The following is a 17,819-nucleotide window of genomic DNA, read 5'->3' as shown; positions in this document are numbered from 1 at the left end:
TTCGGACCGATCATGGTGCCCCGTCAGCCAGGACCGGTCGGCTGGTCCAGCATGTCGCTGGTCATGGCCCAGCGCTCATGGTCGCGCCACGCGCCCTCGATATAGAGGAAGTCTGGGGAAAACCCTTCCAGCCGGAAGCCATGGCGCTTCACCAGCCCCAACGACGCCTTGTTGCCCGGCTGGATGTTGACCTCGACGCGGTGCAGCCCCAGGGGCCCGAAGGCATGGCGCAGAACGAGCCCCAGCGCCTCGGACATATAGCCCTGTCCGGCGGCGGGCGGAAAGGCTCCGTAGCCGATCGATCCGCACTGGAAGGCGCCGCGCACAATGTTGTTGATGTTGATGAAGCCGACCATGTCCCCGGTTTCCCGGGCACAGACGAGGAAGCCCTCGCGGTCCTCGCGCTCAAGCTGGGCGATGTAGTGCAGATAGGCCTGCTCGGTGGTGGGGAGGGTGAGCCAGGGGCGGTGGAACTCCATGCTCTCCCGGGCGCGCCTGACGAACTCCGCACCGTCCGTGCGGGTGGTGCGGCGGATGGCCGCCCGGGTTCCCTCAGTGACATACCGGACGTCAGGCATGCGGCAATGATGACAGCAGCGCCATGGCCGCCGCATAGCCGGAGCCGCCGGATATAGCCTGGTCCACGGGGATGTCGGTCATCGCCCACGGGCCGACGGGCACGGGGGAGAGCCCGGTGCCGACATAGTTGACCGCCGGGTCCCGCGACAGGCCGGTGCCCAGGCCCTTGAGATAGGCCTCCTTACGGGTCCAGCAGCGGGCGAAGGCGGCGGGCCGGTCGGCCGGCGCCAGCGCGTCCAGCTCGGCGCGCTCCTTGGGATGCAGGCTCTCGGCGACCTGGTCCACCACCGAGGCGGGCTGCAGCTTCTCCACGTCCACGCCGACCGGGGAGCCCGCGAAGGCGAAGAGCACCAGATCACCGGCGTGCGACATGTTGAAGTGCAGCGGGGTGCCGGATACGGCGGGGCGGCCGTGCGGACCGCCGCAGCCGGGGCATGCCTCGCGGGTGAACGGAACGTCGGCCGGGGGCATGCCCAGATAGGCGCCGAGCAGCTCGCGCAGCCCCAGATGGGCCGCCGTATAGCGCTCGCGGTCCTCCGCCCGCAGGAACTTCGCGGCCCGCTCCCGCTCCTCGGCGTCCAGGATCGTGCCGGGCGCGCCCGGGTCCATGGCCGCGGTGTACCGGGAGACGCTGAGCAGCCAGGTCTCTGGCTCGCCGCCCAGCGGCCAGGCACCGGCGACGGCGGTGGGCAGCGGCTCGGGGCCGACGATGCGCGGGGCCGATGGGGGTGTCAACTCGCTCCTCCAGTGGAGTTCGGGGCCGCTGAGGTCAGCAGCTCCAGGGTAGGCACATCGGATCTGATCAGCCCGAAGGTCTGGATGTACAGCGACAATTCGGCCTCCAGGGCGCGGATCATCGTATCGGCGCGGCGGAAGCCATGGCCCTCGCCCTCGAAGGTGAGGCAGGCGTGCGGGATGCCGCGCCCGGAGATCGCCTCCAGGAACCGCTCGCACTGCTCGGGCGGGCAGATGGTGTCGTCCAGCCCCTGGAGCAGTACGAAGGGCGAGCCGATGCGGTCGGCCCGGTGCAGCGGGGAGCGCCCCCGGTAGCGGTCCGCCACTTCCGCGAGCGGGCCGACCAGCGATTCGGTGTAGCACGACTCGAAGTCATGGGTGCCGCCGGTGGCCCAGGAGACCAGGTCGAGGATGGGGTAGGTGACGGTGGCGCAGGCGTAGAGATCCGTGGCGGTGAGAGAGACCGCCGCCGTCCAGCCGCCCGCGCTGCCGCCGCGGATCGCGAGCCGGGCGCGGTCGGCGATGCCCTCGTCGGCGAGCGCCCCGGCGACGGCGGCGCAGTCCTCGACGTCGACCACGCCCCACTGCTCGCGCAGCCGCTCGCGGTAGGCGCGGCCGTAGCCCGTGGAGCCCCCGTAGTTGACCTCGGCGACGCCGATGCCGCGTGAGGTGAAATAGGCGATCTCCAGGTCGAGCACGAGCGGGGCGCGGCCGGTGGGCCCGCCGTGGGCCCAGATCACATACGGCGGAAGCTCTCCGTCCGGTGCGGTGTGGCCGGGATGGTTCGGTGGATAGAGCTGGGCGTGGATCTCCCGGCCGTCCGGTCCGGTGAAGGTGCGGGCCAGAGGCCGGGGGTAGTACGCGGGGTCCACGGGGTCGGTGTGGGCGTTGCCGATGACCCGGGAGCGGCCGGTGCAGACGTCCAGCTCCATCACCTCATGGCCACTGTGCGGGCTCGCCGCGACGCCGACCACGCGCGTGCCGTTCACGGCCAGCGTCGGCTCCCATTCGGTCCAGGGGCCCGGCACATCGGCCGTCCCGCCGGTCCGTGGATCGAGGATGCCGAGGGCAGCCGCGCCCCGGCCGTGCAGCACCGCGATCAGACCGCCGGCCAGCGGGGCGAACCAGCGGTGGCCCAGCTTCCACAGCGGCCCGCCGAACTCCTCCTCGCGGGGGCACAGCGCCACCGGCCGCCCGGCCCGGGCCCATTCCCGCGCACCGGCCACCTCCGCCGGCGGCTCCAGACGGTGCAGATTCCACCAGCCGGTGCGGTCGGTGGCCGCGAGCAGCGCGCCGTCCTCGGCCCACTCGATCTGGGCGACCGACTCATCCGGCCCGCCCAGCACCGCCCGGGCGCCGGTGAAGGAGCCGTCCTCCGCGACATCGGCCAGCATCACCTCCGTGCCGTCCCAGGGCATCCGGGGGTGGTCCCAGACGATCCAGGCGACCCGCCGGCCGTCGGGCGAGAGCCGGGGCCCGGTGAGGAAGCGATGCCGGTCGTCGGTCAGCTCGCGCACCGCCGCGCGGTCCTCGGCGGCCGAACCGTCCAGCGGTACGGCGGCGATCACCCGCCGCACATCCGTCGGCCCCTCGCCCGTGAACTCCTCCAGCACACACCACACCTCGCCGCGCTCCGGGCGCAGCACCGGATCCACCCAGCGCAGCCCCTCCCCCACCGCCGACAGCGGGGTCAGCGGGCGCGGCGCGCCCCCGGCCGGGGCGTCCGGCTCATGGACGTACAACCGCTGGTCGGCGAAGTGGACGAACACCACCAACGGGCCGCTCGCGCGGTCCACCGCGGCCCAGGGCATCCCGCCGTACCCCATCACCTTGCTGCGCACATTCCACGGCGGGGCCAGCACCGGGACCTCCGCGCCGTCGGTGCGCCGCCGGATCAGGGCGCGGCGGCCGCCCTCGCCGGGGCGCGGCGCGGTCCACCACACCTCCTCGCCGACCGTGCCCACATACTCCGGATGGCCGTCGTACGAGGCGACGAGCGCGGCGTCGACCGGGGAACTCCAGGCTCCGTAGGGGGCCATGACGGCCGTCCGCTGCTGCACCGTTCGCACCGATCCTCACGCCCTCTGCAGGAAGTGGTCGAGCACCCGGACGCCGAAGTGCAGGGCCTCCACCGGGACCCGCTCGTCCACGGCGTGGTAGAGCGCCTGGTAGTCGAAGCCTTCGGGCAGGAGCAGCGGTGAGAAGCCGTATCCGGCGATGCCGAGCCGGGAGAACTGCTTGGCGTCGGTGCCGCCCGACATGCAGTACGGCACGGCCCGGGCGCCGGGGTCGAAGTGCTCGACGGCGGCGCGCATCGCCCGGTAGGTGGGGGTGTCGATCGGCGCCTCCAGCGGGCGCTCCCGGTGGAGGAACTCCCACTCCACGTCCGGCCCGGTGAGCCGGTCCAGGGTGTCGTGGAATTCGTCCTCGCCGCCGGGCAGCATCCGCCCGTCCACATAGGCGGTGGCGCTGCCGGGGATCACATTGACCTTGTAACCGGCCTCCAGCACCGTGGGGTTGGCGCTGTTGCGCACGGTCGGCTCGATCAGGACGGCGGCGGGCCCCAGCTTGGCCAGCAGGGCGTCCACGTCGAAGTCCGCGGCGTCCACATCGGCCGGGATGCCCTGGAGTGCAGCCAGTTCGGTGAGCGCGGCCTCCACCGTGGGCGTCAGCCGGACCGGCCAGCGGTGCTCGCCGATCCGGGCGACGGCGGCGGCCAGCCGGCTGACCGCGTTGTCCCGGTTGACCTTGGAGCCGTGTCCGGCACGGCCGTGCGCGGTGAGCTTCAGCCAGGCCGTGCCGCGCTCCCCCGCCGCGATGGGGTAGATCCGCGCTCCGGGCCCGGTGTGGAAGGTGAAGGCTCCGGACTCGCTGATGCCCTCGGTGCAGCCCTCGAAGAGGTCGGCATGGCGCTCGGCGAGGAAGCCGGAGCCCCAGGCGGCGCTGTCCTCCTCATCGGCGGTGAAGGCCAGCACGATGTCCCGGCGCGGCCGCACGCCCGTCCGCGCCCAGGCCCGGACGACCGCGAGCACCATCGCGTCCATGTTCTTCATGTCGATGGCGCCCCGGCCCCAGACGACGCCGTCGCGCACCTCCCCGGAGAAGGGGTGCACGGTCCAGTCGGCGGGCTCGGCGGGCACCACGTCCAGGTGGCCGTGGACCAGCAGCGCGGGCGCGGACGGATCGGTGCCCTCGATCCGGGCCATGACATTGGTGCGCCCGGGCGAGCGCTCCAGCAAGGTGGGCTCGATCTCCACATCGCCGAGCATCTCCGCCACATACTCGGCGGCCGGGCGCTCCGAGCAGTCACCGCCGCCGCGGTTGGTGGTGTCGATCCTGATCAGCTCGGAGGTGAACCGCACCACCTCCTCGAGCGTCTGGGCGTCGATGGTCTCCGGACGGTCCGTGTCAGCCATATTGCTCCTCCACCGCGGCCGAGACGACCGTCGTGACGGCCTTGAAGCAGCGGATCCCCTCGTACATGGTCGGTGAGGTGTACGCGACGCGCCGCTCGCCACTGCGCTCCACGCCCGGGACGACGCTCGCCGCCCCCACCAGATGCTCGGCGTCGAATTCCAGCTCCACCGTGAACGGCCCGCCGCGGGCGGGCTCGTGGCGCACCGCCAGCACCGCCGCCTCCCGCGCCGCCGCCCGGATGTCGGCGGCCGTGCGGGCGGGGGTGCGGCAGACCGCCGCATAGCGCGAGACATAGTCCTTGACCGCGACCGACCGGGCGTCCGGCGCATAGTCCCCGGCGTCCTCACAGGTCTTGTCGTCCCCGGTCACCAGCACCACCGGCACCCCGTACTCGGCGGCCACCAGAGCGTTGAGCCGCCCCTCGCTCGCCCGCGCGCCGTTCACCCACACTCCGGTGATCGAGTTGGCCAGGTAGGTGTGGGCGAGGACGCCCTCGGTGCCCGCGCCGGTGTGGTAGCCGACGAACGCCACTCCGTCCACATCACCGTGCTGCACGCCCTCGACCATGCTCAGGCTCTTGTGCCGGCCGGTGAGCATCTGGGCGCGATCGTCCAGCTCCTCCAGCAGCAGATTGCGCATGGTCCAATGCGCCTCGTTGATGAGCACCTCGTCCGCACCGCCGTCGAGGAATCCGGCGACGGCCGCGCTCACATCGGAGGTGAACAGACGGCGGCAGCGCTCCCACTGGGGGGTGCCGGGCAGCACATCAGCCGGCCAGGTGACGCCGGTGGCGCCCTCCATGTCGGCGCTGATGAGGATCTTCATGCCTCGTCACGTTACGCGCCGCGCCCGACCCGAACCACCCCTGTGGATAACTGGTCCAGTCCACTGTCGCGCCCGGCCCGTGTCCGCCTCGTCCGGGGCATGCCCGCCGCGCCCCGACCGTGCGCCGAGAAGGGCCCCGACCACCCGCGAACCCGCGCCCCGACCACCCGCGAACCCGCGCCCCAATCGCCCGCGGGCAAGGGCCCTACGCCCGCGAGACCACGAACCAGCGGGCCGGGAGCTCGACCCGTGAGCCGTCCGGCCACTGCTCCGTCTGGGCCAGCGCCGTCGGGCCCTCGGCAAGGATCTCCAGCCCGGCCTCCGCCAGCACCTCCGGCACCTCCTTGTCCGCCGCGTCGGCCGGCCGCAGCCCGTGGTCGAAGACCCGGCGCAGCTTCAGCGGCGGACCGTCCGGGCTCGCCGTCAGCTCCGCCAGCACGGCCTTGGACTCCGCCGTCAGCTCCACGACGAACCCCCGCCCGCGCCGCCCCAGCAGCGTGGCCACCGCCTCCGCGACCGGATGCCGGTCGACGGCGTCGCTCTGGTGGATGACGGCGCGCATATACACATTGGCGTCGCCGAGCCGCCGGGCCAGCTCCGCCACCCCGGCCGCGTCCGTCAGGCTCAGTTGCCGGTACTCCGCCGTGCCCGCCGGATCGGCGCGCCGCGCGTGCTCCACCGCGGCGCGGGACAGGTCGACGCCCACCGCCCGCCCGAAGCGGGCGGCCAGATAGCGGGTCTGGGTGCCGTTGCCGCAGCCCAGGTCGACGACCGGCAGCGAGGAGTCGGCGTACGGCGCCAGCAGGTCCAGATGCGGGGCGGCGCTCAGCGAGGGGTCCGCGTCCCAGATGGCCTCCCCCGGGGCATCCGAGGTCTGCTGCCAGTAGCTCTCCCACGCCTGCCGGTAGCGCTCCGAGACGCTCATCGCCGCTCCCCTGGGTGTGCCAACGCCTGCTCGAACCACACTGTTTTACCGCGCCCCGTGCGACTCGTACCCCACTCGCGCGCCAGTTCGCTGATCACTCGCAGCCCGCGCCCGCTCTCGTCGTCGCGGTCCGCGCTCAGCAGCGCCGGCAGTTCGTGGTCGTCGTCGGTGACCTCGCACAGCAGGGCGTCGGTGCGGACCAGTCGCAGCCGCACATGGTGGGTGTGGGCATGCCGTATCGCGTTGGTCACCGCCTCGCTCACCAGAAGCTCGGCGGTCTCCACGGACTCCGGCAGCCCCCACCGCAGCAGCCGCTCGCGGACGAGCCGGCGGGCCCGCCCGACCTCGCTGGGGTCCAGCGCGAGCCGCCATTGGGCGACCTGCTCGGCCGGTATGCCGCCCAGCCGGGCCATCAGCAGCGCCACGTCGTCCTTACGGCCGTCACGGCCGTCCTTGTCGCGGGAGGCGGCGGCCAGCGCCCGGATGATGGTGTCGCACGCGTCGTCCATGGACGCCGCCGGATGCGCCGCGGATTCGCACAGCGCGGCGATCCCGGCGCCGATGTCCTGGCCGCGCACCTCGACCAGGCCGTCCGTGCACAGCACCAGCCGGTCCCCGGGTTCCACCCGCACCGTCACCGTCTCGAAGGGCACCCCGCCCACGCCGATGGGCGCCCCGGTCGGCAGGTCCAGCAGCTCGCTGCGGCCGTCCTGGGCCCGCACCAGCACGGGCGGGATATGGCCCGCGTTGGAGAGCACCAGCTCGGAGCAGACGGGGTCGTAGACGGCGTACAGACAGGTGGCCAGATAGTGCTCGCCGAGCCGCTGGGCCAGATCGTCGAGGTTGCGGAGCAGTTGGGCGGGCGGCAGATCGAGCGCGGCCATGGTCTGCACGGCGGTGCGCAACTGCCCCATCATCGCCGCCGAGGTGAGCCCGTGTCCCATCACGTCGCCGACCACCAGCGCGGTGCGCGACCCGGGCAGCTTGATGGTGTCGAACCAGTCTCCGCCGACCCTGCCGAGCCGGGTCCCGGGCAGATAGCGGGTCGCGGTGTCGCAGCCCGTCATGCGCGGGGGCACCTGGGGCAGCATGCTGTCCTGGAGCGTCTCGGCGACGTTCTCCTGGTAGGTGTACATCCGGGCGTTGTCGAGGACGAGCCCTGCGCGGGCGGCCAGTTCGGCGCCGGTCGTGCGGTCCATGTCGTCGAACGGCTCACGCCCGGGGCGCCGCAGCAGCACCATGAAGCCCAGCACCACATCGCGCGCCTTGAGCGGCACGATCAGGATCGACCGGCCGTTGATCAGCGGTCTGAGGTCGCGCTTCTCGAACTGCCCGGCGATCCGGTCGCCCACCTCGTCGCCGATGTAAGGGATCAGCACCGGCTCGCCCGTGACCATGCACTGGAAGAACGGAGTGTGCTCGGGAAACGCGATGCTCTCCCCGACCGGCACGGTGTCGTCCCAGCGGCCCGGTTCGTCGTTGTGCTCGACCCAGACGCGGTGCCAGACGGTGGTGACGTCGGGCGGGCCGTCCGGGAACCCCTCGCCCGCCAGGACCTGGGCGCGCAGATGGGTACCGGCGAAGTCCGCGAAGCGCGGTACGGCGGCGCTGGTCACCTCGCGGATGGTGCGGGCGAGGTCCAGGGAGGTGCCGATACGGCCGCTGACCTCGTTGAGGAACTCCAGCCGCTCACGGACCGCCGCGTACTCCAGGTCCACCTCATCGGGGTCCAGCGACCGCCCGGAGGCGTGCGCGCGATCCGGTGCGCCGTCCGCCGTGACCGCGCGCTGTCCTACGGCCTCCTGGCGCGCCCGGCGCTCGCGGTAGCGCGGCATCCCCCAGTCCGGCGTCACCGGGACGCGCTCGTAGTGGCTGATCTCCAGTACCGGATAGCCCAGTTCCAGCACCTGGGCGACGATCCGGCCGACCGTGGCCGGGCCCATGTTGGGCAGGATGTCCGGCAGCCGGCCGGCCAGCCGCTCGGCGCCGGGGAACTCGGTGTGCAGCGCGAATCCGGGCGCGATCCGCCCGTCCGGCCCCAGCGCGTCCCCGCCCACTGCGTTGGCGTCCGCCGCCAGTACGAGCAGCCGCTCCGGCCCGGGGCCCACCAGGGGATACGCCCACCACAGGACGTCCGCCCGGCCATGGTCCGGGTCCGCCATACGGGCCCGGCCCGCGGTGGGGTAGTACATGGCGCCGAGCTGCGAATCGTCGAGCTCCGGGTGACCCGTCGCGTCGGTGCGCACCTGCGCGCCGCGTAACGCCCCCGAGACCGGCATCAGGTCGACGGCGGGGCAGCCGACGGCCTGTTCGCGCGTGGGTCCGAAGAGCCTGCGGGCCCCCGAACTCCAGTGCGTGACGCGCCCTTCGGCGTCGATGACGACGACCGCGAGCGGCATCCTTCCGGGGACACCCCTGCGCTGCTCCGGCACCGCGGGCCGCTCGCCCTGGCCGTCGTCGCAGCGCGACGTGCCGTACTCCATAGGCGGAAGACTCCTTCGCACGCAAGATCTGCGACAGCGCTACCCACGGTACGGCTGTTGCGGGCGTCCGGGGGAGGCAATACCCGAATAGGTGTCATGTGTGTGCAGGTGCGAAGGAGTTGTTGCCGGGAGGCGCCGCGGCGCGCCTCCCGGCGGGGCGCCGGCCTAGTCCTCGTAGCCCAGTTGGAGATCGCGCTCCGTACGGCCGCCGCCCGCGATCTGGAGGACCGTCGCCACCGGCGGGTAGCCGGCCGCGATGACCGTGTACTCGCCCGCCGACAGGTCGATGAAGCGGAACGCGCCGTCGGGGCCCGTCGTCGCCGTGTCGACCACATTGCCCGCCGCGTCCAGCAGCGTGACCCGGGCGTCCTCCACCACCCGGCCGCCGGTGGCCCGGACGACCCCGCGCAGGACCGCGCCACCGGCCAGTTCGATGTCCTGCCGGGTCTCGCGGGCGGCCTGGACGGTGATGGGGAGGGCGGCGGGGCGGAACGCGGGGGCGCTGGCGGCGAGGGTGTATTCACCCGCCACCAACTCCTCCATCACATAGCCCCCTTCGCGGCCGCTGCGGGTGGCCGCGACGACCTCGCCGCGCACATCGGTCAGGGTGACGGTCGCCTCCCTTACGGGGGTGCCGTCCGCCGTAAGGACGGCACCGGCGAGCCGCCCCGCCCCGCCGAGGACCACGTCCAGGTCGACCGGCCGGTCCCCGACGGTGACGCTGACCGCCCGCGGCTGGTGACCGCCGGCCGCCGCGATCAGGACGTACGACCCGGCGCCGGGCGTGCTCAGCGCGTACCGCCCGTCCTCCCCGGTGGCACCGCGCCCGATCTGGCGTCCGCCGATGTCGATGAGGGTCAGGGCCGCCCGTGGGACCGAGGTGCCGTCATGGTGCTGGACCGTGCCGCAGACCGGGACGCCAGCGGAGGGCGGCGGCGCGGAGGGCGCGGCCGCCGCGGAGGGCCGGGCGCCCGTGCGCGCGGCCGGCACCACGGGGTCTTGCAGGTCTTGCTGGACGACATAGTCGGTGTGGGACACCAGAGGTTTCTCCTTCAGGAGGAAGGCGAGCAGGAAGCCCAGGACGAGCACCGGCACGAGATAGAGGAAGATCCGCGGCATGGCGTGGGCGTACGCCGCGATGTAGCCGTCCCGCAGGGCGCCCGGCATCGCGTGCACCATCTGCGGGGTGACCGAGTCGGGGTCGGGCAGACCGGTTCCGTCGCCGCCGCGCCCGTACGCCGCTCCGGAGGGCAGGTCGACCTCGAAGCGGTCGGCGAGCCGGTTGGCGAAGAGCGTGCCGAAGACGGCCGCGCCGACGCTGCCGCCGATCTGCCGGAAGTAGTTGTTGGCGCTGGTGGCCGAGCCGAGGTCGGCCGCGGGCACGGCGTTCTGCACGGCGAGGATGAGCACCGGCAGGACGAGTCCGAGGCCGAGTCCGAGGACGCCCATCCACAGGCTGTAGTCCTGGCGGGAGGTGTCCTCCTCCAGCCGGGAGAGCAGCCACATGCCGACGACGGAGATCAGCCCGCCGACGATGGGGAAGACCTTGTAGCGGCCGGTGGCGCTGATGAGCTGGCCGGAGATGATCGAGGCCAGCACCATGCCGCCCATCATGGGCACCATCAGCAGCCCCGACTCGGTGGCCGAGACGCCGTCGACCATCTGCAGGAAGGTCGGCAGATAGCTGGCGGCGCCGAAGAGGGCGACGCCGATGCCGGCGCCGATCAGCCCGCTGACGCAGAAGACCGAGTCGCGGAACAGCCGCATGGGGATGATCGGTTCGGGGACGACGCACTCCACGACGACGAAGAGGATCACCGAGCCCGCCGCCCCCAGGGCGAGCCCGAGGATGACGCGGGAACCCCACGCGTACTCCGTGCCGCCCCAACTCGTCAGCAGCACCGCGCAGGTGGAGAACAGCGACAGGAACAGCGCGCCCAGATAGTCGAAGCGCGCCCGCCGCGGCGGCTCCGGGACCTTGAGGACGGCGGCCACGACGGCGAGGGTCACCAGCCCGAAGGGGACGTTGACGTAGAAGCACCAGCGCCAGGAGGCATGGTCGGTGAAGAAGCCGCCGAGCAGCGGCCCGGCCACCGAGGCGAGGCCGAACGCGGCGCCGATGAGCCCCATATAGCGGCCACGTTCCCGGGGCGGAACGATATCGGCCATGATCGCCTGGACGCCGATCATCAGACCGCCGGCGCCCACGCCCTGCACCGCGCGGAAGGCGATCAGCTCGTCCATCGTGCGGGACCAGCCCGCGAGCGCGGATCCGGCGGCGAAGACGACGATCGCGAAGACGAAGACGCTCTTACGGCCGATGAGGTCGCCCAGCTTGCCGTAGACCGGCAGCACGATGGTGACCGCGAGGAGGTAGGAGGTGACGGTCCAGGACATCTTGTCCAGGCCGTGGAGTTCGCCGACCACCTCGGGGAGGGCGGTGGCGACGATGGTCTGGTCGAGGGCCGCGAGCATCAGCGCGAGCATCAGCCCGAAGAAGACCATCCGGACCCGGGCGGGGCTGAGCGGGGCGGGCTCCGGGGCGGCGCCCGCCACCGGAGGCGGGGCCGCGCCCGCCCCGGCGCCCCCGGCCCCGTCGGTTCCCTCGTCGGTGGTGTGGGCGGGAGGGCCCGCCGGTTCGTACCCCCCGTGCCGCTCGTGGCTCTCTCGCCGCTTCGGCACGGTGGCCCCGGTGGTCCCGGTGGTGCCGCCCACGTCCTTCTCCCCTCGTCACGCCTGCGCCGCCCATTTCTCGCATCACGCGCAACCAGGGGCAAACAGCGACGAATCACCGACGAGGGGCCATCGACGGCATTCCCCCCGGTGGGAGTGTGTGCGGGGGGTATGCCGGACCGCGGAGAAAACCACCCGAACCGGTGAGTGCGACGTTCGGTCCGGGGGACGGAATCAGGACGCGCCGAGCGCTACTGGGCGGTCTGGGCCGTCTCGGCGGCGAGCTTGGCCAGCAGCTCGTCGTAGATCCGGGCCAGCCCCTTGGGGGCGAAGGTCCGCTCGAAGAAGCCGCCGATGCCACTCGCACCGGTCCAGGTCGAGGTGACGACGACCCGCGACTTGCCCTCACCCGCCGGGGTGACGGTCCAGGTGGTGACCATGGAGGAGTTCCGGTCCTTCTCGACCAACTGGCCGTCGCTCGGCTCGGAGACCTCGAGCAGGCAGTCGCGCACCCGCTTGCTGGTGGCCTGGAGCTTCCAGTGCACGACGGTGCCCTCACCGTCGCCGCCCTCGCGTACCTCGTACTCGCTGAACTGCTGCGGAAGCAGCCGGGGGCGGGTCTCGCGGTAGTCGGCGAGTGCGTCGAACACGTCCTCGGGCTTACCCGTGACGATCCGCTCCGTAGTGGCCTCGACCTGGCCCATCGCATGTCCCTCCGCGCTCGACGTGGCGCCCCAGCCCGTGACGCCTTGACGAGCGCAAGCCAACCACCTCAGGGTCACCCGCCCAAATCGGGGGTTGACGAAAACCAATCAAACATGTGTTCTATTGTGGTAACGAGCGAGACCCGGAGGTGCCTGCGATGCGCTGGGACAACCTGACCCGAGACGACACATCGGCCACCCCGGCCCTCTTCGCGGCGGACGCGGTGACCACCCGTACCTTCGACACCCCGGAGTTCCGCGGGATCACCTTCCATGAGATCCGGGCGCGCTCGATCATCAACCGGGTGCCCGGGGCGTCCCGGATGCCCTTCGAGTGGACGGTGAACCCGTACCGCGGCTGCACCCACGCCTGCGTCTACTGCTTCGCACGCAAGACGCACAGCTATCTCGACCTGGACACCGGAATCGGCTTCGACTCCCAGATCGTGGTGAAGACCAACGCGCCGGAGCTGCTCCGCCGCGAGCTGGCCTCCCGCCGCTGGGCCGGCGAGCACATCGCCATGGGGACCAACGTGGACTGCTACCAGCGCGCCGAGGGCCGGTATCAGTTGATGCCCGGCATCCTTACGGCGCTCGTGGAGCGCGCCAACCCCTTCTCGATCCTCACCAAGGGCACGCTGATCCTGCGCGATCTGGAGCTGCTGCGGCGGGCCTCACGCGTCACCGACATCGGCGTCTCGGTCTCGGTCGGCTTCACCGACGGCGAGCTGTGGCGCACCGTCGAGCCGGGCACGCCCTCGCCCGAGCGGCGCCTGGACGTCGTACGGACGCTGTCCTCCCACGGGATCCCGTGCGGCGTGCTGATGGCGCCGGTGATCCCCTTCCTCGGCGACTCCGCCGAGCAGTTGCGCGCCACCGTAAGGGCGATCGCTCAGGCCGGAGCCACCTCCGTGACCCCGCTGGCGCTCCATCTGCGCCCGGGCGCCCGCGAGTGGTTCACCACCTGGCTCACCCACCACCACCCTCGGCTTCTGCGGCGGTACGACGCGCTCTACGAGGGCGGCTCGTACGCCCCGAAGTGGTACCAGCGGCGGATCACCGGGATGGTCCACGACTTCGCCGCCGAGTACGGCATCGGCCCGTACGCGGCGGGCACCCACCGCAATGTGCCGGAGGAGCCGGAGGAGCCGGACGCCCGGGCCGACTCGCCGCCGGCGCCCGCCCAGCTTTCCCTGCTGTGAGCACGCGCGCGTGTGAGCACGCGCGTCACCGCCGTGAGCACACGCACCCCGCGGCGGGCGGTGTCCCTGCTGCCCCTCACGGCACGCGCGCCTCACCCACCTTCTCCGCCGCGCCGCCCTTGCCCGCCGGCTCCGGGGCGCCTCCGCCCGTGACGGCGCCTTCGCCGGTGATGCGGGCCAGGGCGGCGGCGGCAGCCGCGCTGAGGCGTATGTGCTGCGCGGCGGCGGTCAGGGCCGGGATGGCGCGCTCGTCGCCGATCGCCCCCAGGCCCTCGACGCAGGCGCGGGCGATCACCCAGTGGCGGTCACGGGCCGCCAACTGCCGTTCCAGCGCGGCGACCAGGGACGGCACGGACTCCGCGGCCCGCAGCTCCACCAGCAGCCGGATGGGATGCAGGGAGTACGCGGTGCGCAGCGGGTTCGTGGCCAGGGCGGCGGCGGCCCGCGCGGTGCGCGGATCGCCGAGGCGGGCCAGCACCCGGGCGGCGGTCGCACAGCGGGCCGGCTCACGGTAGTTGAGCAGCAGGACAAGGGTTTCGAAGGCCCTGCGGTCTCCTGCGCTGCCGAGCACGAAGGCGGCCGTCTCCCGCGCCCACAGCGGCTGCTCCGGCGCCACCAGGATGCGGGCGAGCTGTTCACGCGCGGCGGGGGTGCCCTGCCGTACGAGCGCGAGCAGCGAGGCATGGGCCGCCGTTTCCTGCGGGGTTGAGAGCGAGGCCCGTACCCGCTCCGTCAGCGTCCGGAATTCTTCGTCCATACGAGGTCTCCCCTCCCCGGTGGGCCGCGCCCGGGCACGGCCGCACTATGAGCTCTGGCATCTTGGTTACCCACGAGTTAATATGGCGACACGAGCAGCACCCCTGCTCCGGCGGCCTGGTGACGCAGCCGCCTTGTGTGACGTCGGTTCGGCAGTTCCAGAAAAGCGAGTACGGCATGGCCCCGGGACAGGGCCGGCCGCGTGTCTCCCACAGGCAGTTTCCTCCGTGCGGCGCTGTCCGTAAGGGAGCGTGCAAGCCCTTCCATCGGGGATTTGTGTCAGCCGCGTCAGCCCCCCGCGCATGCGTGGCGTGAACGGCAGCAGTGGCATGGCACGAGCTCCCCTCAGTCGTCACTTCATCCCCTTTTGCGGGGAACACCCTCTGGAGTCCGCGATGGACCGTCTGCCACACACCGGCGTCAGCACTACGTCCCCCTCTGATCTCTCCCCCTCCCGGGCCCCGCTCACTACTGTCGCCGTCGTCGGGCTCGGCACGATGGGCACCGGCATCGCCGAAATCCTGGCCCGGGCGGGCCGCGAGGTGATCGGCGTCGACATCAACGAAAGCGCCTGCCGCCGAGCCGTCACCGCGCTCGAGGTCGCCACCGCCCGCGCCGTGCACCGCGAGCGGATCAGCGAGCGGGAGCGCGCCGGGATCCTCGACCGCTTCCGCATCTCCACCGATCTGCGCGCCGCCGCCGACGCGGAGCTGGTGATCGAGGTGGTGCCCGAGGACTACGACACCAAGCACGAGATCTTCGCCGCGCTGGACACCGTCGTCAGCCCCTCGGCGATCATCGCGACCGGCACCAACGCGCTGTCGGTGACCCGGCTGGCCGCCGAATCCGCCCATCCGGAGCGGGTCTTGGGCCTGCACTTCTTCAATCCGGCGCCCGCGATGAAGCTCGTCGAGATCGTCTCCAGCGTGCTGACCGCCCCCGCGGCCATCGAGGCGGTCACCGCGCTCGCCCGCGATCTGGGCAAGGAGCCGGTGGCGCTCGGCGACCGGCCCGGATTCGTCGCCGACGGGCTGCTGTTCGGCTATCTCAACCAGGCCGCCACGATGTACGAGGCCAAGTACGCGGCGCGGGAGGACATCGACGCCGCGATGCGGCTCGGCTGCGGGCTGCCGATGGGCCCGCTGGCCCTGCTCGACCTGATCGGCATCGACACCGCCCGTACCGTCCTGGAGGCCATGTACGCCGCCTCCGGCGACCGGCTGCACGCACCCGCGCCGATCCTGGGACAGCTCTCCGAGGCCGGTCTCACCGGCCGTAAGGCGGGCCGCGGCTTCTATACGTACGAGGCGCCGGGCAGCGCCACCGTCGTCCCGGACGCCGCGACGGCCGAGGTGCGGCACTCCACGGAAGGGGCGCGCCCGGTGCGCGCCGTGGGCGTCGCCGGCTCGGGCACGATGGCCTCCGGGATCGCCGAGGTCTTCGCGAAGGCGGGCCTGGAGGTGGTGCTGGCCGGCCGGACCCTGGAGAAGGCCGAGCGGGCGAAGGCCCGCATAGGGAAATCCCTGGAACGCTCGGTGTCCAAGGGGCGGATGACCGAACGGGCCCGGGAGCAGGCGCTGGAGCGGATCACCGCGGCCGACGCACTCGACGCGTTCGCCGAGGTGGATCTGGCCGTGGAGGCGGTGGCCGAGGATCTGGTCGTCAAGCGGGAGCTCTTCAAGGTGCTCGACAAGGTCTGCAAGCCGGGTGCGGTGCTGGCCACGACCACCTCCTCGCTGCCCGTCGTGGCCTGCGCGCGGGCGACCTCGCGCCCACAGGACGTGGTGGGCCTGCACTTCTTCAACCCGGCGCCCGCGATGAAGCTGGTCGAGGTGGTGCGCACCGTGCTGACCGCGGACGATGTGCGCGCGACCGCGCACGCCGTGTGCGCGGCGGTGGGCAAGCATCCGGTGGACTGCGGCGACCGGGCGGGCTTCATCGTGAACGCCCTGCTGTTCCCGTACCTCAACAACGCCGTGAAGATGGTGCAGGAGCACTACGCCACCCCGGACGCCATCGACGCCGCGATGAAGCTGGGCGGCGGCTATCCGATGGGGCCCTTCGAACTGCTCGATGTCGTGGGGCTCGATGTGTCGCTGGCCATCGAGCGGGTGCTGCACCGGGAGTTCCGTGAACCGGGCCTGGCGCCGGCGCCGCTGCTGGAGCATCTGGTGGCCGCGGGGTGCCTGGGGCGCAAGACCGGGCGCGGCTTCCGCGAGTATGCAAAAGCCTGAATTCTGCTCCGGGTGGGGCGGACCGTCTGAGTCCGGTTCCGGGTGGGGCGGGCTGCTGGAACCTTCCGTCGGTCTGCCCCCGCACCGGCACTCACAAGCGTGTTACGTTCCCCACATGTCCCAGCCCGTGAAGGCCACGCGTACGGAGCGTACGAAGCGATCCCCCTCATCCGGTGGCGGTGAGAGCGCGGGAAGTCGCCGCGCCGCGGCCCAACGTCTGTCCATGCGCCGCAAACTCGCGGCCGCGGCGATGGAGTTGTTCGCGACGCAGGGGTACGAGGCGACGACCGTCGACGAGATCGCGGCCAGGGCGGGAGTGGCGCGCCGCACCTTCTTCCGGCACTTCCGCTCCAAGGAAGAGGCGATCTTCCCGGACCACGACGACACACTGGTGCGGGCCGCGGCGGTGCTGGACGCGGCGCCTCCGCATGAGCACCCTCTGGACACCGTGTGCCGCGGGATCAAGGAGGTCATGCGGATGTACGCGGGCGCGCCGACCGTCTCCGTGGAGCGCTACCGGCTGACCCGTGAGGTACCGGCGCTGCGGGAGCGGGAGATCGCCTCGGTGGCCCGCTACGAGCGGCTGTTCACCAGCTATCTGCTGGGCCACTTCGACGAGGGCGCCCACCACGACGGCGACGACGATCCGCTGCTGGCCGAGGTCGCCGCGTCGGCCGTGGTCACGGCCCACAACCATGTGCTGCGGCGCTGGCTGCGGGCGGGCGGCCAGGGCGATGTGGAGACCCAGCTGGACCACGCCTTCGCGATCGTCCGCGAAACCTTCGGGAGCGGCATCGGCGCCCGCCCCGTCCCGTCCGGCAGCCGCCCCGCGGCGAAGGTGTCGGCGACGGACGAGGACGAGGTGGTGGTGATGGTGGCGCGGACGGACGCGCCACTGGCCGAGGTGATGCGCACGATCAAGGAAGCGCTTAAGCGGTAGCTCTGGCGGTCCGGGTGCGCCGGTCCGGGGCGCGCCTCCTGGGGCGGGGTGGCCCGCCATGCGGATGTGGTGGGTGCCGGGGGCGGGGCCTCCGGTGCGGCGCCCTGGACCGCATATTTACGGCGCCGGTGCTCGGGGGCGTTGGGTGGGCCGGGGATTGGCGCCACAAATATGCGAAAGCGTCCAGGACACCACCCCTCCGACCCCACCCCCTCCCGTCTCACGGCGGCTCCCCGCCGGTGGCCGTCCGTCCCGCGGCCGGCGGCCCGCCCGCGTCTCGCCGTCGCGGCGGGGAGGAGGAGCGGGGGCCGCCCCCGCTTGCGGGCCCAGGGTGGGACACGGAGGG

Annotated in this window: 13 protein-coding genes; 3 read left to right on the top strand and 10 right to left on the bottom strand. The window is 72.4% G+C overall.

From position 1 onward, the window contains the following. Positions 1-23: 23 nt before the first annotated feature. The 9 genes from STRVI_RS11100 to STRVI_RS11060 form a co-directional block, all read right to left on the bottom strand. Positions 24-578 (bottom strand): GNAT family N-acetyltransferase, encoded by a 555-nt coding sequence (locus STRVI_RS11100; RefSeq protein ID WP_014055741.1) that lies wholly within the window; start codon positions 576-578, stop codon positions 24-26. Next, on the bottom strand, positions 571-1,314 hold the full coding sequence (locus tag STRVI_RS11095; RefSeq protein ID WP_014055740.1) for a 4'-phosphopantetheinyl transferase family protein: 744 nt from the start codon (positions 1,312-1,314) through the stop codon (positions 571-573). Before STRVI_RS11095 ends, STRVI_RS11100 begins: the two co-directional genes overlap by 8 nt. Continuing rightward, positions 1,311-3,353: a prolyl oligopeptidase family serine peptidase gene (locus STRVI_RS11090; RefSeq protein WP_014055739.1), complete on the bottom strand. Its 2,043-nt coding sequence runs from the start codon at positions 3,351-3,353 to the stop codon at positions 1,311-1,313. Before STRVI_RS11090 ends, STRVI_RS11095 begins: the two co-directional genes overlap by 4 nt. 36 nt (positions 3,354-3,389) lie before the next feature. After that, the gene (locus STRVI_RS11085; RefSeq protein ID WP_014055738.1) at positions 3,390-4,730 is read right to left on the bottom strand and encodes a M20/M25/M40 family metallo-hydrolase; all 1,341 of its coding nucleotides are present in this window, start codon (positions 4,728-4,730) and stop codon (positions 3,390-3,392) included. Then, positions 4,723-5,556 (bottom strand): M55 family metallopeptidase, encoded by an 834-nt coding sequence (locus STRVI_RS11080; RefSeq protein WP_014055737.1) that lies wholly within the window; start codon positions 5,554-5,556, stop codon positions 4,723-4,725. The genes STRVI_RS11085 and STRVI_RS11080 overlap by 8 nt, the downstream gene beginning before the upstream one ends. A 205-nt stretch (positions 5,557-5,761) precedes the next feature. Then, the gene (locus STRVI_RS11075) at positions 5,762-6,481 is read right to left on the bottom strand and encodes a class I SAM-dependent methyltransferase (RefSeq protein WP_014055736.1); all 720 of its coding nucleotides are present in this window, start codon (positions 6,479-6,481) and stop codon (positions 5,762-5,764) included. Further along, entirely contained in the window at positions 6,478-8,964 is a 2,487-nt protein-coding gene (locus tag STRVI_RS11070; protein ID WP_014055735.1) for a SpoIIE family protein phosphatase, read from the bottom strand. Before STRVI_RS11070 ends, STRVI_RS11075 begins: the two co-directional genes overlap by 4 nt. Positions 8,965-9,129: 165 nt before the next feature. After that, positions 9,130-11,679, bottom strand: a complete 2,550-nt coding sequence (locus STRVI_RS11065) for an MFS transporter (RefSeq protein WP_014055734.1) — start codon at positions 11,677-11,679, stop codon at positions 9,130-9,132. Positions 11,680-11,888: 209 nt separating this feature from the next. Beyond that, complete coding sequence (locus STRVI_RS11060) at positions 11,889-12,341, bottom strand: SRPBCC family protein (protein ID WP_014055733.1); 453 nt, start codon at positions 12,339-12,341, stop codon at positions 11,889-11,891. A 158-nt stretch (positions 12,342-12,499) separates the two neighbouring features. On the opposite strand from STRVI_RS11060, the gene STRVI_RS11055 reads away from it, so the two are divergent. Then, on the top strand, positions 12,500-13,543 hold the full coding sequence (locus STRVI_RS11055; RefSeq protein WP_014055732.1) for an Rv2578c family radical SAM protein: 1,044 nt from the start codon (positions 12,500-12,502) through the stop codon (positions 13,541-13,543). A 76-nt stretch (positions 13,544-13,619) separates the two neighbouring features. Here STRVI_RS11055 and STRVI_RS11050 read toward each other — a convergent pair whose 3' ends face one another. After that, positions 13,620-14,300, bottom strand: a complete 681-nt coding sequence (locus STRVI_RS11050) for a HEAT repeat domain-containing protein (RefSeq protein WP_014055731.1) — start codon at positions 14,298-14,300, stop codon at positions 13,620-13,622. A 394-nt stretch (positions 14,301-14,694) separates the two neighbouring features. Between STRVI_RS11050 and STRVI_RS11045 the strand changes: the two genes are divergently transcribed. Both STRVI_RS11045 and STRVI_RS11040 read left to right on the top strand, forming a co-directional pair. Then, complete coding sequence (locus STRVI_RS11045; RefSeq protein ID WP_014055730.1) at positions 14,695-16,533, top strand: 3-hydroxyacyl-CoA dehydrogenase family protein; 1,839 nt, start codon at positions 14,695-14,697, stop codon at positions 16,531-16,533. 115 nt (positions 16,534-16,648) lie between these two features. Then, positions 16,649-17,473, top strand: a complete 825-nt coding sequence (locus STRVI_RS11040) for a TetR family transcriptional regulator (RefSeq protein ID WP_014055729.1) — start codon at positions 16,649-16,651, stop codon at positions 17,471-17,473. Positions 17,474-17,819 lie beyond the last annotated feature (346 nt).

The sequence above is a fragment of the Streptomyces violaceusniger Tu 4113 genome (assembly GCF_000147815.2).
GTDB classification, from domain to species: Bacteria; Actinomycetota; Actinomycetes; order Streptomycetales; family Streptomycetaceae; genus Streptomyces; species Streptomyces violaceusniger_A.
Note: the sequence above shows the minus strand (reverse complement) of the source record. Positions and strands in the feature narration are given on the sequence as shown.